Below are 18,498 nucleotides of genomic sequence, written 5' to 3'. Positions count from 1 at the left end.
CTCATCTGGCGGTCGCGGGCCGAAGGGCGCGCCGCGACGCCGTAACCTGGGTGCCGTGACCGTGAACGCTGAGAGCAGCACCTCGACCGCCACCTGGCGGAATCTTCCCGCGGCGCAGCAGCCCGACTACCCGGACTCGACGGCTCTGCGCGATGTGATCGCCGAGCTGGAGTCCTATCCGCCGCTGGTCTTCGCCGGTGAGTGCGACCAGCTCAAGGACCGCCTGGCTGCCGTCGCCCGGGGTGAGGCGTTCCTCCTCCAGGGCGGTGACTGCGCGGAGGCGTTCGACGGGGTGTCGGCGGAGCACATCCGCAACAAGCTGAAGACGCTCCTGCAGATGGGGGCCGTCCTCACCTACGCCGGGTCCGTCCCGGTGGTGAAGGTCGGCCGCATCGCCGGCCAGTACAGCAAGCCGCGCTCCAAGCCCACCGAGACGCGCGACGGCGTGACGCTGCCGACCTACCGGGGCGACTCGGTCAACGGCTTCGAGTTCACCCCCGAGGCCCGCCGCCCCGACCCGGAGCGGCTGAAGCGCATGTACCAGGCGTCCGCCTCGACGCTGAACCTGGTGCGCGCCTTCACCACCGGCGGTTACGCGGATCTGCGGCAGGTGCACGCCTGGAACCAGGACTTCGTCAAGAACTCGCCCTCCGGTCAGCGCTACGAGGCGCTCGCCCGGGAGATCGACCGGGCGCTCAACTTCATGAACGCCTGCGGGGTGGACCCCGAGGAGTTCAAGACGGTCGAGTTCTTCGCCTCCCACGAGGCGCTGCTGCTCGACTACGAGGCCGCCCTCACCCGGGTGGACTCGCGCAGCGGCAAGCTCTACGACGTGTCCGGGCACATGGTGTGGATCGGTGAGCGCACGCGCCAGCTCGACCACGCCCACGTGGAGTTCTGCGCCCAGATCCGCAACCCGCTCGGCGTCAAGCTCGGCCCGACGACGACGCCGGAGGAGGCGCTCGCGCTGATCGACCGCCTGGACCCGGACCGTGAGCCCGGCCGGCTGACGTTCGTCGCCCGCATGGGCGCCGACAAGGTGCGCGACCGTCTGCCCACGCTGGTGGAGAAGGTCACCGCGTCCGGCGCCCAGGTGGCGTGGGTGTGCGACCCCATGCACGGCAACACCTTCGAGGCCGCCTCCGGCCACAAGACGCGTCGCTTCGACGACGTGCTGGACGAGGTCAAGGGCTTCTTCGAGGTGCACAAGGGGCTGGGCACGCACCCGGGGGGCATCCACGTGGAGCTCACCGGTGACGACGTCACCGAGTGCGTGGGCGGCGGGGACGAGATCTTCGTCGACGACCTGCACCAGCGCTACGAGACGGCCTGCGACCCCCGGCTGAACCGCAGCCAGTCGCTCGACCTCGCCTTCCTGGTCGCGGAGATGTACCGCCACCAGTGACGGGTCGCGCCACGGTGGCGCCCACCGCACGCGTCTGGGGCGCGGGTCACAGCGATCCGCGCCCCAGTGGGCTTTTCGGGCTCCGGACAACAGGGTAAGGTAAGGGTAACCTAATTGATCACGGGTCCTCCTGGGGCCCGTCCGTGCCCCGGGAGGTGACCGCGTGTACGTCTGCTCGTGCTTCGGGATCACCGAGCAGCAGGTACGTCAGCACGCGGACGCCGGGGCCTGCACGCCGCGGCAGATCGCCTCCGCCTGCAAGGCGGGCACGGACTGCGGGTCCTGTGTCCGCCGTATCCAGGGCATCCTCGGCCGGGGTTCCTGCCCCCGCCGCGAGCGCGTCGATCAGGGGCTGCCCGCGCTCACCGCCGAGCCGCAGCGGGCCGACGCGGTCGCCGAAGCGGCCTGACGGGCCGGGCGCCGGCCGCCGTCACGTGCTCGGCTGCTCGATCAGCTGCGCGATGTAGAGCGCCTCGCCGAGCTTCTCGATCAGCTCCAGCTGCGTGTCCAGGTAGTCGATGTGGTGTTCCTCGTCGGCGAGGATCTCCTCGAAGATGTTGGCCGAGGTGACATCGCCCTTGGCCCGCATCACCTCGATGCCCCGGCGCAGCCGGTCGATGGCCTCGACCTCGACCTGCCGGTCGGCCTGGAACATCTCCGTGACGGTCTGGCCGACGCGCACGTGGAACAGCCGCTGGTAGTTCGGCAGCCCCTCCAGGAACAGGATGCGGTCGGTGAGCCGCTCCGCGTGCTTCATCTCGTCGAAGGACTCCGCGCGCGTGTACGTGGCGAGCTTCGTCCAGCCGAAGTTCTCCTGCATCTTGGCGTGCAGGAAGTACTGGTTGATCGCGGTCAGCTCGGCGGTCAACTGCTCGTTGAGGAACTCGATGACCTCGGGGTCGCCCTGCATGGCACGGGCTCCTTCCCATGACGAAGATCGGCGTGTGGTGCGCCGCATCCTCGCACCCCCGCGCGGGTACGTCCAGTAAGTGAAGGCTTACCGAAATGCCCTGATTTCAGGGGCTGGACGGGGCCTCGTCCTGGCCGTCTGCCCGGGTCTGTCACCATGGAACCATGGGTCAGCCGGAGAGCCGCGCAGCGGAGAACGCAGAGCTCCCGCCTGGTCAGCGGCTCCAGCGCGGCTGGCCGGTCACGCACTACGGGCCCGTTCCCCGGTTCAAGCCCGAGCGGTGGGACTTCCGCGTCTTCGGCGCCACGGTGGACGGCGACAAGCACGCCTGGACGCACGAGGAGTTCTCCGCTCTGCCCTACGACACCGTCACGGCCGACCTGCACTGCGTGACCAAGTTCAGCATGCGCGGCGTCGAGTGGGGCGGAGTGCGCGCGCGCAGCCTTCTCTCCCTGGCGCCCCCGGCCGAGGGGGTCACGCACGTCATGGTCTGGGCCGAGTACGGCTACAGCGCCAACCTGCGCCTGGCGGACTTCGCGGCCGAGCAGTCCGTGTTCGCCACCCACCGGGCCGGGGAACTCCTGACCGCCGAGCACGGCTTCCCGGTCCGTTTCGTCGTGCCCCACCTCTACGCCTGGAAGGGCCCGAAGTGGGTGCGCGGCGTGGAGTACATGACGGCCGACCGTCGCGGCTTCTGGGAGGAGCGCGGGTACCACAACCTCGGCGACCCCTGGCGTGAGCAGCGCTACTCCTACCAGGAGGAGCCGGGCGAGGGCCCGGAGCTCTAGCCGGGCGCTCAGGCGCCGGGCGGGGTCCCGTTGTGACGCCGCACTCAGTCCCCGCTCTCCCCGCGTCCGTTCCGACGGTTCCCCCGCACCTCCGCCCGAGAGGGACGACCGAGAACTCTTCGGGCAACCCGGAGAGAAAAACTGTCGTGGCGAGAGTAGACATCCGACTTCGCCCGGCCTAGTGTGAGGGTCGCACGTTTTCCAGGAGTGCGGAACGCGAGAGTGAGAGAAGGAGGTAGACGCCATCAGGATCGCCCGGGGCGGCCGCGGTCGGCCCGGGAGCCGCAGGCCCCGGAACGGAAGGTGGTCACACGGTCAAGAATCCGCGATCCCCGCGCACGTCCCCCGGTTCGGGGGAGTGCGCACAGAGGAATCCGGCCCCGCGATAGGCCGGAAGATGGTGTTACGTCCCTCGGGGCCCTGGTGCCGTACGGCACCAGGGCCCCTCGATGCGTTCGATGTGTTGGTCCGACCAGAGGTGCCCATGACCGCGGAAGACTCCTTCGACCGTCTCGACGACGACGACTACCCCGCCTACACGATGGGCCGGGCCGCCGACATGCTCGGCACCACGCCCGGCTTCCTGCGGGCGATCGGCGAAGCCCGCCTGATCACCCCGCTGCGCTCGGAGGGCGGGCACCGCCGGTACTCCCGCTACCAGCTGAAGATCGCCGCCCGCGCCCGGGAACTGGTCGACCAGGGGACGCCCATCGAGGCCGCCTGTCGGATCGTCATCCTTGAGGACCAGTTGGAGGAGGCCCGGCGCATGAACGAGGAGCTGCGGCGCCCGGACGCCGGGCACCGGCACGATGCCGGCACCGCCTGACGCCGCTCCCCTCGGGCCGTGCCCCCGGCCCCCGCGGCCGGCGCCGACACGGCCGGCCCTGCGGCAGAACGCTCCGGTCCGGGCCTGGCAAAATCTACGACGGCGGAATGAGAAACCCGACCCGGTCGCGAGGACGCCACCTCGTACGGCGGACCGCGGAGAATGTTCACCGCGCCGGGGCCCGTCGCCCCGTGCTACTGTCGATAACAGTTGCAGTTGTGGTTCCCCAGACTTCGAGTGCCGCTCCCGGCCGCCAAAACCGGGAGCAGCACTTATGTATTTCCGGTTTTCCGGACGGGCTAATCATCGCGGCGACGCGGGGCCCGCACGGTGCGGAGCCCCGGGCACTGCCCCGAAGGAGAATTGTTATGGCATCCGGTACCGTGAAGTGGTTCAACTCGGAAAAGGGCTTCGGCTTCATCGAGCAGGACGGCGGCGGCCCCGACGTGTTCGCCCACTACTCGAACATCGCCGCCCAGGGTTTCCGCGAGCTGCTCGAGGGGCAGAAGGTCACCTTCGACATCGCGCAGGGCCAGAAGGGCCCGACGGCCGAGAACATCGTCGCCTCCTGACGCGACACGCATGACAGAAGAGCCGGGGCCCGCACCTGAAGGGTGCGGGCCCCGGCTCGTTCCGCGAAACCGGCGTGGTCGATCGCTTTTCCGGACCTCCCGCACAGGCGGGTGATCCGGCTGCCCGCGCCACCCGACATCAGGCCCAGCTCCGGACCGCACTCCGCGGGAAACCCGTTGCTCCCGGTGAATTCACCGAATCTTCGGATCGTTTCCATGCGAGCTGCCGCTCTTCTCTCCGGCCGGGCCCTCTGAGTTTCTACTCGGCCCGTTCTCGTGATCCTCCGCGCTGCTCTTTCCGCTGCGGGAATTCCTTGATACGTGCCGCATCAAGGAAGGTTCCGTATGAACCGCACGCGTTCCAACGACCGCTACTCCCAGCGTTCCGGCGGCTCCGGCCGGGTCGGCCGCCCCCGCCCCTCCGGCGCCGGGCGTTCCGGTGGTGGCGGCCGCTCCGGCGGTGCCGGCCGCCGGCCCGTTCCCGTCCAGGGGGAGTTCGCCCTTCCCCGCACGGTCACGCCCCCGCTGCCCGCCGTCGAGTCGTTCGCCGATCTCGACATGCCGGCGCCCCTGCTCACCGCGCTGGGCGCCGAGGGCGTGAGCGTGCCCTTCCCGATCCAGGGCGCCACCCTCCCGAACACCCTCGCGGGGCGTGACGTGCTCGGACGGGGACGGACCGGCTCCGGCAAGACGCTGGCCTTCGGGCTGGCCCTGCTGGCCCGGACCGCCGGACAGCGGGCCGAGCCGCGTCGGCCGCTCGGTCTCGTCCTCGTGCCCACCCGGGAGCTCGCCCAGCAGGTCACCGACGCCCTCACGCCCTACGCCCGCGCGGTCCGGGTCCGGCTGGCCACGGTCGTCGGCGGCATGTCGATCGGTCGGCAGGCGAGCGCCCTGCGGTCGGGCGCGGAGGTCGTCATCGCCACGCCGGGACGGCTGAAGGACCTGCTGGACCGGGGCGACTGCGGCCTCGGCCAGGTGGCCGTCACCGTGCTCGACGAGGCCGACCAGATGGCCGACATGGGCTTCATGCCCCAGGTCACGGCCCTGCTCGACCAGGTGCGCGGCGAGGGCCAGCGGATGCTGTTCTCCGCGACGCTCGACCGCAACGTCGACCTGTTGGTCCGCCGCTACCTGACGGACCCCGTCGTCCACTCCGTCGACCCCTCCGCGGGCGCCGTCACCACCATGGAGCACCACGTGCTGCACGTCCACGACGCGGACAAGCGCAGCGCGACGACCGAGATCGCCGCGCGCGACGGCCGGGTCATCATGTTCCTGGACACCAAGCACGCGGTGGACCGGCTCACCCGGGACCTGCTCGGCAGCGGGGTGCGCGCCGCGGCCCTGCACGGCGGGAAGTCCCAGCCCCAGCGCACCCGGACCCTCGCACAGTTCAAGACCGGGCACGTGACGGTGCTCGTGGCGACCAACGTGGCCGCGCGCGGCATCCACGTCGACGACCTCGACCTCGTCGTGAACGTCGACCCGCCCACGGACCCCAAGGACTACCTGCACCGGGGCGGCCGTACCGCGCGGGCCGGTGAGTCCGGGAGCGTGGTCACCCTCGTCACCCCGAGCCAGCGCCGGGCGATGTCCCGGTTGTTGGCGGCGGCGGGCATCGTCCCGCAGACCACCCAGGTGCGCTCGGGCGAGGCCGAACTGCAACGGATCACGGGTGCCCAGGCCCCCTCCGGCATCCCGGTCACCATCACGGCGCCCGCCCCCGCGCGCGCCGAGTCCGGCGGAGCGTCGCGCGGGCGTCGTGGACGCCGCCCCGGGCAGACCACGCGCCGCGGCGCCCGCCGGCGTCCGCCCCACGACACGGCCGCCTGAGCGGCCGTCCGCACTCGCCGCGTCCCCACCGCACGTCCGGCCGTCCGCACCCCATCCCCCGTGAGGTCCTCATGCGCTGCATCATCGCCCGCTTCCCGTTCGACCTGACCAAGAACGCCGTGCTGGAGACGATGAAGGGTGTCAAGCCCGAACCGGTGACCGGAGAGTCCGTCATCATCGGCCGCCGCCACTACCCCCTCAAGCAGGTGGGCCAGGTCGTCACCGGCCAGGACCGCCGGGACTTCAGCGCGGGCGAGGTCCGCCGGGCCATGACGCTCCTCGGCTTCACCTGCCGCTCCGCCCCCGAGGAGGCCGCCGAGGTCTCGCCGCAGACCGGCCTCAGCCCGTTCCAGCAGGCCTCGGCGATGCTGGGCGGCCCCGAGTCCGCAGGCTGACCCTCGGCGCCGCACTCCACGCCACGCGACGGTGGGCCCGGGCGGTGGAGACCGTCCGGGCCCACCGTCGCGCGTGCGGGGCCGCGCCGAGGGGCCGTGCTCAGGAGGGCCGGCGCGCCCGCAGGTCCTTGAGCCGGGCCACGTCCGCCCGGTGCCCGGCCGTCCCGCCGGGCGTCTCGATGACCAGCGGCACGCCGTCGGTGGCCGGGTGCCCGAACAGCTCCCCGAACGCCTCCGCGCCGATGTGTCCGGCGCCGATGTTCTCGTGCCGGTCCTTGTGCGCGCCCACGACGTCCTGGGAGTCGTTCGCGTGGATCAGGCGCAGCCGGCCCGGGCCCGCCACGTCCACGATCTCGTCCAGCAGCGCCTTCGCGCCGCCCGGCTCCGCCAGGTCGTGTCCGGCCGCGAAGGCGTGGCAGGTGTCCAGGCACACGCCCACCCGGGGATGCCGGTCCAGGGCGTCCAGGTACGGGCCCAGGTCCTCGGCCAGCGAGCACAGGGACGCGCCCTGCCCGGCGGTGGGCTCCAGCAGCAGCCACGGGTCGTCGTCGCGGGTCAGCTCGGCGAGCAGCGGGCGGACCAGTTCACGCACCTGCGCCAACGCGACGGACCGCTCCCGCCCGCCCGTCGCGGAGCCGGTGTGCACGACGACGCCGAGCGCACCGATGTCCCGGCCGCGCCGCAGGGAGTGGCGCAGCGAGGCGACGGAGCGCTCGGCCGTGGCCGGGGTGTGGGAGCCGAAGTTGATCAGGTACGGCGCGTGCACGTAGGCCGGGACGCCCTCGGCCGCGCAGTGCTCCCGGAACCGCTCGTCCTCACGCGGGTTCCCCGTGGGCGTGGCCCAGCCCCGGGGGTTGGCGACGAAGACCTGGACGGCCTCGGCCCGCAGCTCCCGGGCGTAGGGGAGCCCGACGGCGGCCAGCCCTCCGGCCACGGGGATGTGGGCGCCGACGGGATTGCGGACGCGGCGCCCGGAGGATCCGGACGCCGCGTCGTCGTGTCGCTGCTGGGGGGAATCGTTCACCCGCTCAGGGTGCCATCCCCGAGTTCACCCGCTTCGGGGTGGCTCAGTACGCGCTCCAGACGTTGTCGATGGAGCCGTAGCGGTCGGCGGCGTAGTTGCAGGCCGCGACGATGTTGGCGACGGGGTCGTACTGGTCGCGCGGGGTGCCCTCGACGTGGTAGGCGTCGAAGGTCGGCTTGATCACCTGGAGCAGGCCGATGGAGGGTACGCCGTTGCGGGCGTTGATGTCCCAGTCGTTGATCGCGTTCGGGTCGCCGCTGGACTCCCGCATGATGTTCCACTTGATGCGGTCGTAGCTGCCGGGGATGTCGTGCTCGTCCATGATGTCCATGGCCTCGCTGATCCACCCGTCGAGCGTGTTCGGGTACTGCTTCGGCTGCTCGGCGGCGGCCGGCTTCTCGGCGCGCTTGCTGCGGTCGGCGGCGGCCTGGGCCTCGCGCTCCTTCTTCGCCTTGGCCTCGGCGGCTGCCTGCTTCTCGGCCTTCTCGGCCTCGGCGGCCGCCTTCGCCGCCGCCTCCGCGGCGCGGGTGTCGGCGGCCTCCTGCTGCTCCTGCAGGCTCTTGAGCCGGCCGCCCGCGCCCTCACCGAGGACGACGGAGGCCGGAGCCTCGGCCACGGTCGTGTTCTCCTGCGCGGAACTGGTCGTCGGTACCAGCGTCAGGGCGACGGCCGCGGCGGCGGCGCCGGATATGACGGCCGCGGAGTGGCGCTGGTCGCGCGTCAGGCTCCGGGCGAACGCCGGGACGTCGCGGAGGTGGGCGGGCACCTCGCGCAGCTGGGCTGGGGCCTGGCGCAGCTGACCGGGAACGGCCTTGATGTTTGCCTTGAGCTCCTGGAGGTAACCCGGAAGCTCGTTGCGGAGGTGCTCCGGGATCATGCGGAGCTCGGTCGAAATCCTGGATTCCGGCTTGATGCTGGGCATGCGGGGTCGAACCTCTTCCAGATCGCTGATGTCGCAGGCCTGAGCGGCGCGGAGCCGTTCACGTCTACGGCGCCATGCGACGTGAATGATTGTTAGCGACTGGAAAACCCGCTGGCAAAGGTGTGACCTACGATCCGGCGTCGTAGCCCACCGGGGCAGGTTTGTCCGTTTCCGCCCTACATGGTGGGCGACATGTCCACTAATCCCGGTCGTACGTGACGTGCGCCCTATGCGGCGGATCACAGCGTCGAGGGGGGCGGGCGACCGCCCGAAGTTGCTTCCGCACGCGGTGTGAACGGAATCAGGAGCGGCCGGCGGCCCGCAGTGCGGCGGCGCGCAGCCGGGCGAGCAGCGGCAGGACGTCGTCGTTCGGGGCCGCGCCGACCGCCTGGACGTAGGCGATGACGCTGTGCGCCATCGCGTCCGACGCCCGCTCGTCGCTGCCGGCGGCCCAGGCCGCCAGGGTGGCGGACAGCACCGCCGACACGCGGACCGTCACGTCGGCCTCCCGACGTGCCCGCGCCGCCGCCAGCTCCGGCGGGGACAGGTCGTCGCCGACGCCGTGCACGGTGTCCATGAGCGCGCTGATGACCTGCCGGGCGAACGCGGCCAGCACGACGGGCATCGGCCGTTCGTCCTCGTCGCGGTGGACGAGGGCCCGCTGGGCGTCCCGGTCGCCCCGGAAGGCGGCCTCCACATAGGCGATCGCCGCGAGCACCTCGTCGGGCGGCAGCCGGTCCCCGTCGTCGCCGGTCATCGGCTCCTCCTGCCGTCGCGTCTCCTCGGGAAGGCCGCACGGTGGCGCGGGCCTCCCGTGATCGTTTCCCGCACCGCCGGGGCGGCAGTCGCGTCCGGCCGGTGCGCGCGGCCGAGCCGGGTCAGCGGACCCAGATGGTGATCTCGGAACCCTTCGGGGCCTTCTCGCCGCCGTCCACGGACTGGTTGAAGACCGTGCCCAGGAAGAAGAGGTTCCGCACGGTGACCTCGAAGCCAGCTTCCTCCAGCGCCGCCACGGCCGCGTCCTCGTCCAGCCCGACGACGTCCGGCACGGTCACCGACTCCGGCCCCTTGGAGACGGTCAGCGTCACGGTGTCGCCCTCCGCCGCCGTGGCGCCCGCACGCGGCGACTGCCGCGCGACGGTCCCGGGCTCCCGCGCGGAGTGCGCCCGCTCGGCGGAGAACTCCACCTCCAGCCCGGCCCGCTCCAGCGTCTTCCGGGCGTCCTCCCGTTCGGCTCCGGCCACGTCCGGCACCTCGACGCGCTCACCCCTGGAGACGACCAGCTCGATCGCCGTCCCCGGCCGGCGCTCGGTGCCCGCCGGGGGCTCGGTGCGGATGACGGCGCCCCGGTCCACCGAGGAGCTGAACTCGCGCGTCACCGTCGTCGGCTCCAGCTCGGCGTCCGTCAGCCGCCGGCGGGCGTCCGCCAGCGGCACGCCCTCCAACTCGGGGACGGCCACCACGTCCGGTCCCTGCGAGACCCTGATCGTCACCGTGGCGTTGCCCCGCACGCGCGTGCCGGGGCCGGGGTCGCTGCTGACGATCAGCCCCTCGTCGACGCTCGCGCTGTGCACCTCCTCCACCCGCGTCCGCAGCCCCGCCTCGTCCAGCCGCCGCTCCGCCTCCGCGAGGGGCAGCCGCAGCACGCTGGGCGTCCGCGTGAACTGCCCGGAGTTGATGTACCAGACGCCCGCCCCCACACCGACGACGAGCAGCAGCACCAGGCCCACGAGCAGCCCGGGGGAGCGGCGCCCGCCGCCGCGCCGGGCCGCCGCGCGGCGATCCGGCCCCGCCGGGGGCTCCTCCTCTTCCTCCAGGCGCGGCAGCAGCGGTGTCGAGGGCAGGACGGTCGTGTGCTCGGCGGCGTCGGCACGCGCACCGCCCCGTCGGCCGACCCGGGGCAGCACGGTCGTGGCCCGGTCGGCCCCGTCGTCGGCACGGGCCCGCGGCGGGACGAGGTCCAGCTCGGTCGCGGTCAGCCCGGCCCGGACCGCCCGCAGCTCGGCCAGCATCACCGCGGCGTCCGCCTGGCGCGCCGATGCGTCACGCGCCGTGCCGCGCGCCACCAGGGCGTCGAGCGGCGGCGCGAGCCCCGGGACGGCGCGGGACGGCGGCGGCACGTCCTCCCGCAGGTGCCGGTAGAGCACCTGCGCCGGGGTCGTCCCCGTGTGCGGCCTGCGTCCGGTCAGCATCTCGTAGAGCATCACGCCGCACGCGTAGACGTCGGCACCGGTGTCCGTGATCCCGTGCTCGATGTGCTCGGGGGAGAGGTAGGAGACCGTGCCCATCACCGACGTCGTCGACAGGGCCGTCTGCGCGTCCACGGCCCGCACGAGGCCGAAGTCCGCGACCTTCACCCGGCCGTCGTCGCCGATCAGCACGTTCTCCGGCTTCACGTCCCGGTGCACGAGCCCGGCCCGGTGGGCGGCGCCCAGCGCGGCCAGTATCGGCTCCAGGATGTCCAGCGCGGCCCGCGGCTGGAGCGCCCCGCGCCGCACGAGGACGTCCCGCAGGGTGCACCCGGCGACGTACTCCATCGCCAGGTACACGTACGAGCCGTCCATGCCCTGGTCGAAGACGCCGACGACGTTGGGGTGGTCCAGGCGGGCGACGGCCCTGGCCTCGCGGATGAACCGCTCCACGAAGCCGTCGTCGTGGGCGAGGGACGGATGCATCACCTTCAGGGCGAGGACCCGGTCCAGCCGGGTGTCCACCGCCCGGTAGACCGTCGCCATGCCGCCGGCCGCGATCCGCGCCTCGACGCGGTACCGCCCGTCCAGCACGTGCCCGATCATCGGGTCCTGAAGGGTCGCGTCCACACCGGGATTCTACGAGCCGCCACCGGCGCCGTGCGCGGACCGCCGGGTCCCACGCCGCACTGCAGCGGAACGGTGACGAACCCGCACCCTCCCCGTGCCGTCCGCCCCGGCGCCCCGCCCCACCGCCCCGGCGCACCCGCCGGGACGGACGTCAGGCGTCGGCGGCGGACGCCTCGTCCGCGGGGTCCGTCGCGTACTCCTCGTCCGACGGGAAGGCGACGGACCAGTCCGACTCCAGGTCGAGTGCCCGGCGCAGCGGCACCTCGCTCTCCAGGACCAGCGAGTCGAACGCCGCGTCGTAGGCGTCCTCGTAGGCGGCGTCCGTGGCGCCCGACGCGTCCTCCCAGAGCGCCGCCGTGGCGCGCATCTCCTGAACGAGCCCGGCCGCGGGCTCGCGTGCCGCGTCCTCCCAGTCGTGCTCGTGCATCGCGTCCGCCTGCTCGGTGAGCGTCCCGGAGAGGTCCTCCGCCCACCGCCGCTGCGCGTCGAGGTCGTCGAAGGCGGGCTGCTCCGCGTAGACCGCGTCGACGCGGCCGAAGTGCGTGAGGTAGAAGACCTGCTCCTCGTCGAGCGTCGTCGCGTCGATCCGCAGCGAGCCCTCCAGCGCCCTCTCCTCGTGGGCGTACGTGCAGATGACGCCTCGGTCGCCGTTCGCCCAGGTGAGGGACGTCGGCTGCAAGTGGTAGGGGAAGACGTCGGCCGGAACGGTCCAGCTGTCGAGGATGTAGCCGTCGACGTGCTGCGCGCACTGCTCGCCGACCCACTCGGTGACCGCGTCGTCACCCGGCCAGGGGCCCTCCTCCATGCTCAGGACGGCGTAGGCCTCGGCCTGGTGCGGCTCGTCGCACGGAACGAGACCCGCGGAGCCGTGCTCGGTCTCCTCCTCGGCGGAGAGCGAGCCCAGGTTGAAGCAGTCACCCGGCTCGATGGTGGCCGGGTCGACCCGGGTGGGGACGGTGGTCCCGGCCGCGCGGCCGTCCTCTTCCCTCTCCTCCCCGGCGAACACGGCCACCACCACGGACGCGGCGATGACCACCAGAGACACGGCCGAGACGACCACGCCGGCCACGGCCATGCCCTTGCCGCTCTCGTGGCGCCGACGGATTTGGGCCAGGGCGACGATCCCCAGGACCAGACCCACCGGCGGCAGGCAGGTGAGCGCGCACACCAGGGACGCGACCGCCAGGCCGTTCGTCGGACGGGGCGGCCCGCCGTACGGGCTGCCCCCGTAGGCCGGGCCGGACGGGGGATGGTGACTCATGGAGCAGGCGTCCTTCGGCGATCATCGGATGGGGTCGCCGGATCGTACGTCAGTGCGTGAACGCCGGCCGCTCCGGGTCCAGCTCGGCGACGCCCTCCACCGGGGAGGACGCCTGGGCGAAGTGCCGTCGCGGGATGCGCCCGGCGCGGCGGGCCAGGCGTCCCGCCTCCACCGCGTGCCGCATGGCGGCGGCCATGAGCACCGGCTCCTGCGCCCGGGTGACGGCGGAGGCGAGCATCACCGCCGCGCAGCCCAGCTCCATCGCGAGCGCGACGTCGGACGCCGTACCGGCCCCGGCGTCCAGGATGACGGGGACGCCCGCGCGTTCGGTGATGAGCTGGAAGTTGTGCGGGTTGCGGATGCCGAGGCCCGAGCCGATGGGTGAGCCGAGCGGCATGATCGCCGCGCAGCCGACGTCTTCGAGCTTGCGGGCGAGCACGGGGTCGTCGTTGGTGTAGGGGAGCACGGTGAAGCCGTCGTCGACGAGGGTCTCGGCCGCGTCCAGCGTCTCCACCGGGTCGGGCAGCAGGGTGCGTTCGTCCGCGATGACCTCCAGCTTCACCAGCCGCGTGCCCAGCGCCTCACGGGCCAGCCGGGCCGTCAGGACGGCCTCGCCCGCCGTGAAGCAGCCGGCGGTGTTGGGCAGCACGCGGATGCCGAGGCGGTCGAGGACGGAGAGCACCGAGCCGTGCACCGAGGCGTCGACGCGGCGCATCGCCACGGTGGTCAGCTCGGTGCCGGAGGCGACCAGGGCGCGTTCCATGGTCTCCAGGCTCGGCGCGCCGCCGGTGCCCATGATGAGCCGTGAGGAGAGGGTGAGGTCGCCGAGCGTCAGCGGGTCGTCGGCCGTGAGCACCGTCGGGGTGTCCGTCGTCATGGGTCAGCCTCCTTGGACTGCGGTCAGGACCTCCACCCGGTCGCCCTCGGCGAGCGCGGTGGCGGCCCAGCGGCCTCGCGGCACGACCGTCTCGTTGACGGCGGCGGCGACGCCGGAGGGGGCGGTGGTCAGCGTCGCGACGAGGGCGTCGAGGGTGGTCCCGACCGCCTCGGCGCGCTCCTCGCCGTTGACGCGGATCGTCATCCGGTTCATACGGGCAGCTCCTGTCGGGGCGGGGCGGCGGACGCGCCGTCGCCGGAGCGGAAACGCAGCGGGCTGAAGGGGCGGGCGGCGTCCGGCAGGACGCCCGTGGCCAGCGACGCGGCCAGGGCGTCACCGGTGACGGGCGTCAGCAGGACGCCGTTGCGGTAGTGGCCGGTGGCGAGCTGGAGGCCCGGCAGGGCGCTCGGGCCCAGCACCGGCGCGTTGTCCGGGGTGCACGGCCGCAGCCCGGCGCGCGTCTCCACGAGCGGCAGCTCCGTCAGGCCGGGGACCAGCTCGTGGGCGTCGCGCAGCAGCGCGTAGACGCCGCCCGCCGTGACGGTGGTGTCCCAGCCCAGCTCCTCGCTCGTGGCCCCGACGACCAGCTCGCCGTCCGCGCGCGGCACGAGGTACACCTGCCCGCCGCGCACCACGGCCCGCACGGTGCGGGAGAGGAAGGGCGGCCCCGGCGTCTCGGGCATGCGCAGCCGCAGCACCTGGCCCTTGACGGGCCGCACCGGTGGCAGGACGCCGTCGGGCACCCCGGCGAGACGCCCGCTCTCGCTACCCCCGGCCAGCACGACGGCGTCGCCGCCCAGCTCGGTGCCGTCGTCGAGGGCCACGCCCACCGCGCGGCCGCCGGCGTCCCCCGCCAGCAGCAGCCGCTCGGCCCGCGCACGCCGGAAGGTGACGCCCGCCCCTCCGCCCGCGGCCAGCAGGGCGTCGGCCAGCCGCCGGGGGTCCACCTGGTGGTCGCCGTCGACGCGCAGGCCGCCGCGCACGCCCGGCGCGAGCATCGGCTCCAGGCGCCGGCACTCCCGTCCGGTGAGCCAGCGCGCGTCCAGTCCGCAGCGCTGCTGGAGGGCGTGCAGGTCCCGCAGGTGGGCCCGGTCGTCGGCGTCGAGCGCGACGGCGAGGGTGCCGCACGCGCGGTAGCCGATGTCGTGCCCGGTCGTCTCGGTCAGTTCGGCGGCGAAGTCCGCGTAGGCCGCGGCCGAGGCCAGGTTGAGGGCCAGCAACCGCTCCTCGCCGAAGTGCAGTTCGGTCACCGCCGCCAGCATGCCGGCGGCCACCCGGGCCGCGCCGCCGCCCGGCGCCGGGTCCACGACCGTGACCCGCATCCCGCGCTGCGCCGCCCGCCAGGCCGTGACCAGGCCGATCACGCCGCCGCCCACCATCACCACGTGCATGGGTTCCAGCTCCTCCCTTCGCCGGCATGACCCGGATCAGGTTCGTACGGTCGGAGGCCGTCCGCCTCCCTCTCAGCCCGGTGCGCCGGGCTCCCGCGTGTGCGTTGCGCGGACCACCCTACTGCCGTGCCCGGCCCGGCCGCAGCGGGCGCCGTGCTCGGGGCCGGGCGTGAGCCGGAGGCGAGCCGGAACCCAGGGGCGTACGAGCCGGACGTGTGAACGTCGGCGCCATGAAGATCTGCGTGTTCCTCTCCGCCGCCGACCTCGACGAGCGGTACACGGCCCCGGCGCGCGAGTTCGCCGAGCTGCTCGGGAGGGGCGGGCACACCCTCGTGTGGGGCGGCTCCGACGTCGGGCTGATGAAGGTCGTCGCCGACGGCGTGGAGCGGGCGGGCGGCACGCTGTGCGGCGTCTCCGTCGGGTTCCTCGCCCACGTCGCCCGGCCCGGGGTGGCGGACATGGTCACGGCCGGCGACCTCGGCGCGCGCAAGGCCCTGCTGCTGGAGAAGGCCGACGCGGTCGTGGTGCTCGTCGGCGGCACGGGCACGCTGGACGAGATGACCGACCTGCTGGAGCTGCGCAGGCACGGCCTGACCCGCAAGCCGCTGGTGGTGCTCAACACGGCCGGGTACTACGACGGTCTCAGGTCCCAGCTGGAGCGGATGGAGGCCGAGGGCTTCCTGTCCGTCCCGCTCGCGGAGCTGGTCCACTTCGCACGGACCGGGCGGGAGGCGCTCGACCACGTGACGCGGCGGCTGCGGGCCGGCGGGCGCGGGGACGGCGCCCCGACCGTCACCGAGGCGGTGTGACCCGGCCGGGGCGCGGCCCCCGGCGCGGCGGCGCGCGGCCCCCGGCGGGGGTGTGGAGGGTCACGCGGAAGGCCGGTGCGGGACCGGACTGCGCGCGTAGACGCCGGTCTACAGTGATCGTGTGACCTCACCACACGAGCATCGCCGGTCGGGCCGGCCGGGCCCCCGGGGCGCGGAACGCGTCGTCATCGTCGGCGCCGGAATGGCCGGTGTGCAGACGGCGGTGCAGCTGCGCGAGCTGGGCTGGTCCGGCTCCGTCACCCTGCTCGGCGCCGAGCGGCACCGCCCCTACGACCGGCCGCCGCTGTCCAAGGCCGTGCTCAGCGGCAAGGCGGAGGGGTCCGCCTTCGACGTGGACTTCGACGCCCTCGGGGTCCGGCTGGAGCTGGACCGCCGCGTCACGGGGCTGCGCGCGGACGACCACGAGGTCGACACGGCCCGGGGGCCGGTGCCCTACGACCGGCTGGTCGTCGCCACCGGCGCGGAGCCCGTCCCGCTGCCCGGCGGTGCGGACGTGCCCGGCGTGCACCTGCTGCGCACGCTGGACGACGTCGAGCTGCTGCGGCCGGTGCTGGGCGGACGGCGGCGCGTCGTCATCGTCGGCGCGGGCTGGATCGGGGCCGAGTTCGCCACGGCGGCGCGGGAGGCCGGGTGCCCGGTCACCGTCGTCGAGGCCGCCGGGCAGCCGCTGTCCGGCGCGCTGCCCGCCGACATCGCCGCCCGGATGCGGGGCTGGTACGCCGAGAGCGGTGCGGAGCTGATCACCGGCGTCGCGGTGGCCCGCGTCCGGGCCGAGCCCGAGCGCAAGGTGGAGCTGGCCGACGGGCGGGTGCTGGCCGCCGACGCCGTCCTCGTCGGCATCGGCGCCCGCCCGGCCACCGGCTGGCTGGCCGGATCGGGTGTGGAGCTGGCCGCCGACGGCTCGATCCTCGCCGACGAGCGGCTGCGCACGTCCGTGCCGGACGTGTACGCCGTCGGGGACTGCGCGTCGTTCCCCTCGGCGCGCTACGGCCGCAGACTGCTCGTCCACCACTGGGACAACGCCCGGGGCGGCCCGGGCGCCGTCGCGGTCGGGCTCGTCGGCGACGCCGGGCAGGCCGTGGCCGCCGGGTCCGAGGTCTACGACCCGGTCCCGTACTTCTGGTCCGAGCAGTTCGGCCGCTTCGTGCAGTACGCCGGGCACCACGGCGCCGCGGACGAGGTGCTGTGGCGCGGCGATCCGGACGGCGTCTCCTGGGCCGTGTGCTGGCTGCGCGACGGCGTCCTCGACGCCCTGCTCGCCGTCGGCCGGCCCCGGGACCTGGCGCAGGGCCGCAAGCTCATCCGGCGGCGCGTCGCGCTGGACCGCGCCCTGGCCGCCGATCCGGCGGTGCCCCTGAAACGGGCGGCCCTGGCCCCGGCGCGGCAGGCGCCGCCCCTCGGCGCCGCCGACTGAGGAGCCGGTTGGCCCATGCCGGGCGGACCGCGGTGCCGATTGTCGCCGGCGGATGGCAGGCTTAGGGGTGTGACCGAGATTGACGCGAAGATCGATGCGCTCGTGCCGAGCTGGCTCACCCTCCCCGACATCGCCGAGAGGCTGGACGTCGAGGTGACGCGGGTGCGGCAGTTCGTCAAGGAAGGGCTACTGATCGCGGTACGCCGAGGCGAGAACCGGGTCCTGATGGTCCCCGCCGACTTCATCGGCGAGGGCCGGATCACGAAGGGGCTCACCGGTACGCTCACGCTGCTGAGGGACGACGGCTTCAGCGACGAGGAGATGCTGGAGTGGCTCTTCACCGCGGACGACTCCCTGCCCGGCAACCCGGCGCAGGCGCTCCGGGAGAACCGCGGGACCGAGGTGAAGCGCCGGGCCCAGGCGCTCGCCGTCTGAGACCGGCGTCCACCGCGCCGCAGAACCGTCCCGGCGGCGGGGCACGCGTCCCCGCCCCGCCGTCCCACCAGGGGGAGAAGACCTCATGTCCGCGCAGACCACGACCGCCGGGTCCGACTCCGCGGTGCGGAAGCTGGCCGACGCCCGGCTGTACCTGTGCACCGACGCCCGCACCCGGCAGGGGGACCTCCCGGAGTTCCTGGACGCCGTGCTCTCCGGCGGCGTCGACGTCGTCCAGCTGCGGGACAAGGGGATGGAGGCCGGCGAGGAACTGCGGCACCTGTCCGTCCTCGCCGACGCCTGCCGGCGGCACGGCAAGCTGCTCGCCGTCAACGACCGCGCGGACGTCGCGCACGCCGCCGGGGCGGACGTGCTCCACCTCGGCCAGGGCGACCTGCCCGTCCCGGCCGCCCGGGCCCTCCTGGGCCCGGGGCCGCAGGACGTGCTCATCGGCCGGTCCACCCACGCCGAGAGCGAGGTCGACGCCGCCCTCACCGACCCGGGCGTGGACTACTTCTGCACCGGCCCCTGCTGGCCGACCCCGACCAAGCCAGGCCGGCACGCCCCGGGGCTGGCGCTGGTGCGGTACGCCGCCGAACGCAGCGCCGCACACGGCGACGAGCGGCCCTGGTTCGCCATCGGCGGCATCGGTCCGGAGAACCTGGACGCCGTCCTGGACGCCGGCGCCCGCCGCGTCGTCGTCGTCCGCGCGCTGACCGGGGCGGCGGATCCGCACGCGGCGGCGGCTTCGCTCGCGGAGCGGTTGCGAACCCGCTGACCTGCCGTTTCCTGGGCC

General features: G+C 73.7%; 20 protein-coding genes and 1 riboswitch. Of the genes, 11 read left to right on the top strand and 9 right to left on the bottom strand.

The features are described from left to right. The first annotated feature begins 55 nt into the window (after positions 1 to 55). Positions 56 to 1,405 carry a class II 3-deoxy-7-phosphoheptulonate synthase gene (locus tag IF129_RS01610; RefSeq protein WP_191207563.1) on the top strand — a complete coding sequence of 450 codons (1,350 nt, stop codon included), beginning with the start codon at positions 56 to 58 and terminating at the stop codon, positions 1,403 to 1,405. A gap of 163 nt (positions 1,406 to 1,568) precedes the next feature. Then, positions 1,569 to 1,814: a (2Fe-2S)-binding protein gene (locus IF129_RS01605; RefSeq protein ID WP_191207562.1), complete on the top strand. Its 246-nt coding sequence runs from the start codon at positions 1,569 to 1,571 to the stop codon at positions 1,812 to 1,814. A 21-nt stretch (positions 1,815 to 1,835) separates the two neighbouring features. Here the strand turns inward: IF129_RS01605 and bfr are convergent, their stop codons facing one another. Beyond that, the gene (bfr, locus tag IF129_RS01600) at positions 1,836 to 2,315 is read right to left on the bottom strand and encodes a bacterioferritin (protein WP_191207561.1); all 480 of its coding nucleotides are present in this window, start codon (positions 2,313 to 2,315) and stop codon (positions 1,836 to 1,838) included. A gap of 164 nt (positions 2,316 to 2,479) precedes the next feature. On the opposite strand from bfr, the gene IF129_RS01595 reads away from it, so the two are divergent. From IF129_RS01595 to IF129_RS01575, 5 genes are all read left to right on the top strand, one after another. After that, entirely contained in the window at positions 2,480 to 3,103 is a 624-nt protein-coding gene (locus IF129_RS01595; protein ID WP_191207560.1) for a sulfite oxidase-like oxidoreductase, read from the top strand. A gap of 484 nt (positions 3,104 to 3,587) precedes the next feature. After that, positions 3,588 to 3,929 (top strand): MerR family transcriptional regulator, encoded by a 342-nt coding sequence (locus tag IF129_RS01590; protein WP_191207559.1) that lies wholly within the window; start codon positions 3,588 to 3,590, stop codon positions 3,927 to 3,929. Between the two features lie 368 nt (positions 3,930 to 4,297). After that, positions 4,298 to 4,501, top strand: a complete 204-nt coding sequence (locus tag IF129_RS01585; RefSeq protein WP_191207558.1) for a cold-shock protein — start codon at positions 4,298 to 4,300, stop codon at positions 4,499 to 4,501. Positions 4,502 to 4,846: 345 nt separating this feature from the next. After that, positions 4,847 to 6,334, top strand: coding sequence for a DEAD/DEAH box helicase (locus IF129_RS01580; protein ID WP_191207557.1), 1,488 nt, complete (start codon positions 4,847 to 4,849; stop codon positions 6,332 to 6,334). A gap of 71 nt (positions 6,335 to 6,405) precedes the next feature. Beyond that, entirely contained in the window at positions 6,406 to 6,729 is a 324-nt protein-coding gene (locus tag IF129_RS01575) for an SCO5918 family protein (RefSeq protein WP_191207556.1), read from the top strand. Positions 6,730 to 6,829: 100 nt separating this feature from the next. Here IF129_RS01575 and IF129_RS01570 read toward each other — a convergent pair whose 3' ends face one another. The 8 genes from IF129_RS01570 to thiO form a co-directional block, all read right to left on the bottom strand. Further along, positions 6,830 to 7,753 carry a deoxyribonuclease IV gene (locus IF129_RS01570; RefSeq protein ID WP_318153489.1) on the bottom strand — a complete coding sequence of 308 codons (924 nt, stop codon included), beginning with the start codon at positions 7,751 to 7,753 and terminating at the stop codon, positions 6,830 to 6,832. 43 nt (positions 7,754 to 7,796) lie between these two features. Beyond that, entirely contained in the window at positions 7,797 to 8,675 is an 879-nt protein-coding gene (locus tag IF129_RS01565; protein ID WP_224754197.1) for a transglycosylase SLT domain-containing protein, read from the bottom strand. Positions 8,676 to 8,976: 301 nt separating this feature from the next. Then, entirely contained in the window at positions 8,977 to 9,432 is a 456-nt protein-coding gene (locus tag IF129_RS01560; RefSeq protein WP_191207555.1) for a hypothetical protein, read from the bottom strand. Between the two features lie 121 nt (positions 9,433 to 9,553). Then, on the bottom strand, positions 9,554 to 11,494 hold the full coding sequence (gene pknB, locus IF129_RS01555) for a Stk1 family PASTA domain-containing Ser/Thr kinase (protein WP_191207554.1): 1,941 nt from the start codon (positions 11,492 to 11,494) through the stop codon (positions 9,554 to 9,556). A 151-nt stretch (positions 11,495 to 11,645) separates the two neighbouring features. Further along, entirely contained in the window at positions 11,646 to 12,755 is a 1,110-nt protein-coding gene (locus tag IF129_RS01550; RefSeq protein ID WP_191207553.1) for a DUF4190 domain-containing protein, read from the bottom strand. Positions 12,756 to 12,804: 49 nt separating this feature from the next. Beyond that, the gene (locus IF129_RS01545; protein WP_191207552.1) at positions 12,805 to 13,632 is read right to left on the bottom strand and encodes a thiazole synthase; all 828 of its coding nucleotides are present in this window, start codon (positions 13,630 to 13,632) and stop codon (positions 12,805 to 12,807) included. Positions 13,633 to 13,635: 3 nt separating this feature from the next. Beyond that, on the bottom strand, positions 13,636 to 13,836 hold the full coding sequence (gene thiS / locus IF129_RS01540; protein ID WP_381480324.1) for a sulfur carrier protein ThiS: 201 nt from the start codon (positions 13,834 to 13,836) through the stop codon (positions 13,636 to 13,638). Positions 13,837 to 13,841: 5 nt separating this feature from the next. Further along, positions 13,842 to 15,023, bottom strand: a complete 1,182-nt coding sequence (thiO, locus tag IF129_RS01535; protein ID WP_191207550.1) for a glycine oxidase ThiO — start codon at positions 15,021 to 15,023, stop codon at positions 13,842 to 13,844. Beyond that, positions 15,019 to 15,130, bottom strand: a riboswitch (TPP riboswitch). Its footprint overlaps the gene before it by 5 nt. A 123-nt stretch (positions 15,131 to 15,253) precedes the next feature. Here thiO and IF129_RS01530 point away from each other — a divergent pair. From IF129_RS01530 to thiE, 4 genes are all read left to right on the top strand, one after another. Next, positions 15,254 to 15,832 carry an LOG family protein gene (locus IF129_RS01530; RefSeq protein ID WP_191207549.1) on the top strand — a complete coding sequence of 193 codons (579 nt, stop codon included), beginning with the start codon at positions 15,254 to 15,256 and terminating at the stop codon, positions 15,830 to 15,832. Positions 15,833 to 16,034: 202 nt separating this feature from the next. Beyond that, positions 16,035 to 17,267, top strand: coding sequence for an NAD(P)/FAD-dependent oxidoreductase (locus IF129_RS01525; protein ID WP_191208219.1), 1,233 nt, complete (start codon positions 16,035 to 16,037; stop codon positions 17,265 to 17,267). Between the two features lie 69 nt (positions 17,268 to 17,336). Continuing rightward, entirely contained in the window at positions 17,337 to 17,702 is a 366-nt protein-coding gene (locus tag IF129_RS01520; RefSeq protein ID WP_191207548.1) for an Rv2175c family DNA-binding protein, read from the top strand. Positions 17,703 to 17,787: 85 nt separating this feature from the next. After that, the gene (gene thiE / locus IF129_RS01515) at positions 17,788 to 18,480 is read left to right on the top strand and encodes a thiamine phosphate synthase (RefSeq protein ID WP_191207547.1); all 693 of its coding nucleotides are present in this window, start codon (positions 17,788 to 17,790) and stop codon (positions 18,478 to 18,480) included. Positions 18,481 to 18,498 lie beyond the last annotated feature (18 nt).

Source organism: Streptomyces chumphonensis, from assembly GCF_014779715.1.
Lineage (GTDB): Bacteria > Actinomycetota > Actinomycetes > Streptomycetales > Streptomycetaceae > Streptomyces > Streptomyces chumphonensis.
This window is presented reverse-complemented; position numbering and strand designations above follow the sequence as displayed.